At 42.7% G+C, this 928-nt stretch carries 1 protein-coding gene and 1 pseudogene; one reads left to right on the top strand and one right to left on the bottom strand.

The features are described 5' to 3' along the window. A pseudogene (locus R7P74_RS25265) lies at positions 1–353 on the bottom strand (hypothetical protein); the annotation flags it as partial. A gap of 208 nt (positions 354–561) precedes the next feature. Here R7P74_RS25265 and R7P74_RS25260 point away from each other — a divergent pair. Beyond that, a complete protein-coding gene (locus R7P74_RS25260; RefSeq protein ID WP_005498191.1) occupies positions 562–834 on the top strand; it encodes a YnjH family protein in 273 nt (90 codons plus the stop codon). Positions 835–928 lie beyond the last annotated feature (94 nt).

Below are 928 nucleotides of genomic sequence, written 5' to 3'. Positions count from 1 at the left end.
TTCAAATACCCACCCAGCTTTACCCCTTTGGGCCAGCTTTCAATCTTACTACCAAGTAAGTTAGCGTAACCTTTGATTTTTACGCCCGACTTGATTGTTTTCAGGGCGCTATTTTTCGCGTCTAAGCTGCCACCAACGTCTAAGCCCTTAGGCAGCTGAGTAATTGGCGTTTGGGAAATGTCCACATTCCCTTTTATGACCAAGCCAGATGGGAGTTCAGTGTATGGCTTGTTTCGAAGATCTAGATTGCCATAGTTGTCGATATGGCCAAATTTGGAATAGTAATCGAGCTCGTAAGCACTAGGAGACGAGCTAAATGCAATTAACGCGAGGGCGAAAGGGATGAAACGCATAACGATTACTTTCCAATAAAAAACGATAAAAGCATAACCTAAAGAGTCAGTGACGGCTATATCGGCCTGAGCTTAACTCGCCGTTGTACGTAACGACGTGGAGGAATATCTGAGAATTAGAAGTAAGACCAAATTGCTAGAATATGAGATTCTGCCAAGAACCTGAAATACTTCCTTGCTAGTATTGTTCGGGCATAAGGGGATATTCATGAAGTTTAAAAGAGTTTCTATTTTTACTCTGAGCGCCATGGTCGCGCTATTGTCTGGTTCAGTTTTTGCCAAATCTTACAGTACGCCGGAGTCAAAGGCTTTGGTGGTTGCTGATGGTAAAATAGGCCAGCGAATTTGTTACTACGAAGATAAAGCCTATACCGCTGGTGCGGTAATCAAAGTCGATGATGTGCTTTTGGTGTGCTCTGATGAAAACGACTACGAAACCAATGGGTCGTTAAAGTGGGTCGTGTTGAAGCAAAAGAAGTGATTTAGATAAGAATAAAGCGAGCTCGTTGCTCGCTTTAAATTGAATTAACGCGCTAGAGAGCGAGTTTTCAGTTCAAAAATAAGCTTTTCTGCAC

Source organism: Vibrio sp. 2033 (genome assembly GCF_033339735.1).
The sequence above is the reverse complement of the archived record's forward strand: the minus strand, read 5'-3'. Positions and strand labels throughout refer to the sequence as shown.